Origin of the sequence: Ensifer sp. SSB1, from assembly GCF_016652895.1 — a bacterium.
Taxonomy (GTDB): domain Bacteria; phylum Pseudomonadota; class Alphaproteobacteria; order Rhizobiales; family Rhizobiaceae; genus Ensifer.
In genome coordinates this window covers 10,786-14,905 of sequence record NZ_JAEPRP010000046.1, presented here as the reverse complement: position 1 = coordinate 14,905, position 4,120 = coordinate 10,786, and the positions used below count along the sequence as shown (strand labels likewise).

Below are 4,120 nucleotides of genomic sequence, written 5' to 3'. Positions count from 1 at the left end.
CCCGGCGCTCTTCATCACGATGATCCGCTTCTGGGCCTTCGCTCTCTTCGTGTTTGCCTTTGCCGCGTCGTCGCCCGGGGGCCTTCGCGGATCGATTCAAACGCGGCATCCCTGGCTGCAGGTCATTCGTGGCCTTCTGCTGGTCGCAGAGATCGTCGTCATCGTCTTTTCCTACGTTCACGCCGGGCTCGCCATGAGCCAGTCGATCTTCCAGGCAACGCCACTGATCATCACCATCCTGTCGATCCCTCTGCTTGGAGAGGTGGTTGGATGGCGGCGCGGCACGGCGGTACTGGTTGGCCTCGCCGGCGTCCTGGTGATCATCAATCCGGTGAATGTTCACTTCGACATGTCGCTGCTCTTGCCGCTTGTCGCCTCCGTGCTCTTCGCGCTCTACAGTATCGCCACGCGTGCCGTCAGCCGCGAGGATTCCGCGGTAACGAGCCTCTTTTACGCGGGCGTCGTCGGGGCGCTGGCGATTTCGCTGATCGGCCCGTTCTACTGGACCGAAGTCGTCCCATCCGATTGGTTCGCCTTGGCGGCCCTTTGCGTCTGCGGCACGCTCAGCCACTATTTCCTCATCCGGGCCTATGGCCTGCTGCCTGCTGCCGAAGTCCAGCCGGTCACCTATTTTCAGCTGGTTCTCAACGTGATGTTCGCCGTCCTGCTGTTTGGCGAAACGATCACGCACAACATGATCGTCGGCGCCCTCATCGTTGTCGGTGCAGGCCTTTTCACGATCTGGCGCGAACACCAATTGGCCAAACGCTCATAAACCGATCCTGATCGGATTACCGGCGCACTTTGCGATCAAAGTCGGGCTGCTGGGTTTCCGGGTTCGCGCCCCCACCAGCCCCAAGCGCCCACGATGGAACAATTGCCCCACTTTCGTGTTGTCGCAACAGTCCGAGCGGGCAGGTTCCCTAGGGATGGAGTGTGCGATGAAATGGCTTCTCCCAGTCCTATGTATCGCAGCAGGGCCTGCATACGCGCAAAGCCCCGATCTTGAATCGACCTGCATGGCGGTCGCCAGGAATTTCTTCATGGTCGATACCCTCAATGTCGGGGTGGTGCAGTCCTTTCCCGAGATCGAGCCGCCTGGAGCACGCTTCAAGTATGCCGAGAGAGCCGACACGAAGAAGGCAGACATGACAGACACCTTCGAATGCGAGTTCGACAAGACGAGCGCGCCGAAGAAGATCCTGCGCTTCTGCGTTTCGCGCATTTGCTACTCGGCCGACGAAGACGATCCCGTGCGCAAGAGACGATTTCAGGAGATGCAGGTTCTCCTGCAACGAGCAAAAACTGCAAACTGAGCCCGCCAACGGCGTCACTTTCATCGAAATGGCGAGCTAATATCGCATCAAGCCCCGATCGGCGGCGACAGTGGTGGCGCTATTGCGCCTCGAGCTCGAACACGACACGCAGCCGATTTTCCGCGACCAGAAACAACAGCAGATCGCGAAGCTTCGGCTGAGAAACCTCCTGGGCTGCAATTTCAAGCGGAGCCCATTTCAGTTTGCGACTTTGCCTCTCGGGGAAGTCCGCCAGAATTTCCTGAACTTCGAGCAGATGAACGTTGAGGTGATAGCTGAGATCGGCACCGTCCTTGGTATAAAGGAACGAGCCAATTGCCTCGCTCGACACTTGACCTCCAACGCCAGCTTCTTCCATTGCCTCGCGCACGGCCGCAGCGCAGGACGTTTCGCCCTCCTCTATGCGGCCCTTCGGAATCCCCCAACGGCCGTTGCGGCGGCTCGTGGCGAGCAACACTTCCGGATGACCATCTGCTGCAACCCGAAAACAGATCGCGCCGGCCTGTTGGACACATGTGATTGAACGAGCAGCATTTTGCGGCAGCGCATCGCATACCAGCGAGATTTGCTCGGACATTTCTCTCTCGGTCCCGATGGATTGCAGCCAGAATCTTGACTGCATTTATGACAGATATGTGACGCTCCGTCTCGCAATGAGCGATTGAAAAATGGGAGGGGAAACGCCCACATTGCACGTCTTGCTACCTTGTCCTCTGAGCAAGCAACCGCCCCGGCCGCATCAACCGTGTCGGGGACCCTTAGCGGCATCGTAAGTGTCGCACGGAAATGAACCGGTGAAAAAGCGCCCGCAACCAAGGAGCCGCCTTCGGGAAAGCGAGCCTTGATAAAGGCTTCCAAGCGCCATCTTGTCTAGCATATGCGTTCAACCGGCAGTCGCACCTCAAGTGCGCTGCAGCCCTGAACGAAAAATCAAGTCTATTCGACTATAATAAATCGCTGAGTTGGCTCCGGCATGCTCGCAGTATCGCGCGCATTCGGCGGCGCTTGGCCGCGCATCCCGGCGTGCATGAGGAAAAGGTGACGACAAGAATGGGCAACAGGGACTGGATTGCCGGGCTGTCCGTCGCAGGACTGATGCTGCCCGAAGCTGTTGCCTATGCGGGTATTGCGGGCCTGCCACCGCAGCATGCGGTCGTAGCCGCCATTGCCGGCTGCCTGACCTATTCCGTCTTCGGTAGAAGCCGTTTCGCGATCGTGTCGCCGACGTCATCGTCGGCCGCCATTCTTGCAGCAACGATCGCCGCACTGCCCGGTTCGACGGCCGACAAGATTACACTCGTGACCTTGATCGTGGCATTGACCGGCCTCCTGTTCGTGACGGCGTCGCTGCTGCGGCTAGGCAATCTGGCCGGCTTCATCTCCCGCCCCGTCCTTCGCGGCTTCGCCTTGGGCCTCGCGATCACCATCATCATCAAACAGCTGCCCGCCGTTACGGGAGTAAGCGTGCCGGCCACGGATATATTCCATCAGGTCGCGGACCTCGCCGCCGCCTATCCGCAGTGGAATGCCGTGAGCGTCACGGTCGGTCTTGTGGCCCTCGCCGCCCTGCTGCTTTTGCGTTGCCTTCCGATGCTTCCCGGAGCTTTCGTGGTGCTCTGCGGCGGTATATTCGCCTCGAAGCTTCTGGACCTCTCCAGCCATGGCGTGGCAGTGGTCGGCCCGCTATCGATCGCGTTGGCCTGGCCATCGTTATCGCTGGTGGAATGGAGCCAACTCAGGCAACTGGTGCCCTACACGCTTCCGCTCGTGCTCATTCTGTTTGCCGAGTCCTGGGGCACGATCCGCTCGCTGTCGCTGCGCCATGGAGAGACCGTCACGGCCAATCGTGAACTGCTGGCGCTCGGCGCCGCGAATGTGGCGAGCGCCGTCGTTCAAGGCATGCCCGTTGGCGCAGGCTTTTCGGCGGGATCCGCCGCCGAGGCAGCCGGCGCTGAAAGTCGGATGACGGCACCAATCGCTGCGATCGGCCTTGCCGTCCTCGTCATCGTTGGCGCCGGACTCGTGGAGAGCCTGCCCGAACCCGTCTTGGCGGCGGTGGTGATCGCCGCACTGGCCCATGCCCTCGATCCGCGCCCCTTCTTGTGGCTGTGGAAGCTGAAACATGACGTCGTCATTGCGCTCGCTGCGGCAGTGGGGGTCATCGCCTTCGGTGTCGTAAACGGCATCACGATCGCCGTCGCACTCTCGCTGGCCGTTCTGCTGCACAGGCTGGCCACTCCTTATGTCGCAACCCTTGGGCGCCTTGGTCAGGGGCACGATTTCGTCGACCTCGCCCGCCATGCTGACGCCCAACCCATTCCGGGGATTTCCATTTGGCGGCCGGCACAACCGCTTTTCTTTGCCAATGCTGATGCCATTCTCACCGAGACCGCGGCAAGGATCGGCAAGGACCAGACGGTCCGCGCCATCGTCGTCAGCCTGGAAGAGAGCTTCGACCTCGACAGCACCGCGCTCGACGCGTTGCTCGAATTCGACACGCTAGTCCGCGCACAGGGCAAATGCCTGCAATATGCACGTGTGCATGACCGCGTTCGTGATCTGATCGGACTGGCAGCGCCCGCGCTCCTCGCCTATCTCAGCTACAGTGTCGATGACGCCGTAGCCGCCGTTTCTCAACCCGGGGCCACCACGCCCGCACCCGGAGCCGTTCAATGACAACTGTCTATGAGCCGCAATTGCAGCCGGTGGAGATTGCCGACCTTCGCCCGACCCAGCTCACCGTCGGCCTCCTCGAAGTCGCCGACAAACGGCAGGAGTGGCGCAGAACCGCCAAGAAACACGGT

Annotated in this window: 5 protein-coding genes; 4 read left to right on the top strand and 1 reads right to left on the bottom strand. The window is 60.8% G+C overall.

Annotated features, from left to right (window positions below):
* Both I8N66_RS13815 and I8N66_RS13810 read left to right on the top strand, forming a co-directional pair.
* The coding region (locus I8N66_RS13815) for a DMT family transporter (RefSeq protein ID WP_291154493.1) at positions 1 to 775 on the top strand (775 nt) is incomplete at its 5' end.
* 268 nt (positions 776 to 1,043) lie between these two features.
* Positions 1,044 to 1,316, top strand: a complete 273-nt coding sequence (locus I8N66_RS13810) for a hypothetical protein (protein WP_365887261.1) — start codon at positions 1,044 to 1,046, stop codon at positions 1,314 to 1,316.
* A 79-nt stretch (positions 1,317 to 1,395) separates the two neighbouring features.
* Here the strand turns inward: I8N66_RS13810 and I8N66_RS13805 are convergent, their stop codons facing one another.
* On the bottom strand, positions 1,396 to 1,893 hold the full coding sequence (locus I8N66_RS13805) for an NUDIX hydrolase (RefSeq protein ID WP_113537445.1): 498 nt from the start codon (positions 1,891 to 1,893) through the stop codon (positions 1,396 to 1,398).
* A gap of 473 nt (positions 1,894 to 2,366) precedes the next feature.
* Here I8N66_RS13805 and I8N66_RS13800 point away from each other — a divergent pair, with 473 nt between their 5' ends.
* Together I8N66_RS13800 and I8N66_RS13795 are read left to right on the top strand one after the other, a co-directional pair.
* A complete protein-coding gene (locus tag I8N66_RS13800) occupies positions 2,367 to 3,992 on the top strand; it encodes a SulP family inorganic anion transporter (protein ID WP_113537446.1) in 1,626 nt (541 codons plus the stop codon).
* Positions 3,989 to 4,120 (top strand): ParB-like protein (locus I8N66_RS13795; protein WP_291154524.1); only part of this gene is annotated, 132 nt, incomplete at its 3' end. The genes I8N66_RS13800 and I8N66_RS13795, both read left to right, overlap by 4 nt.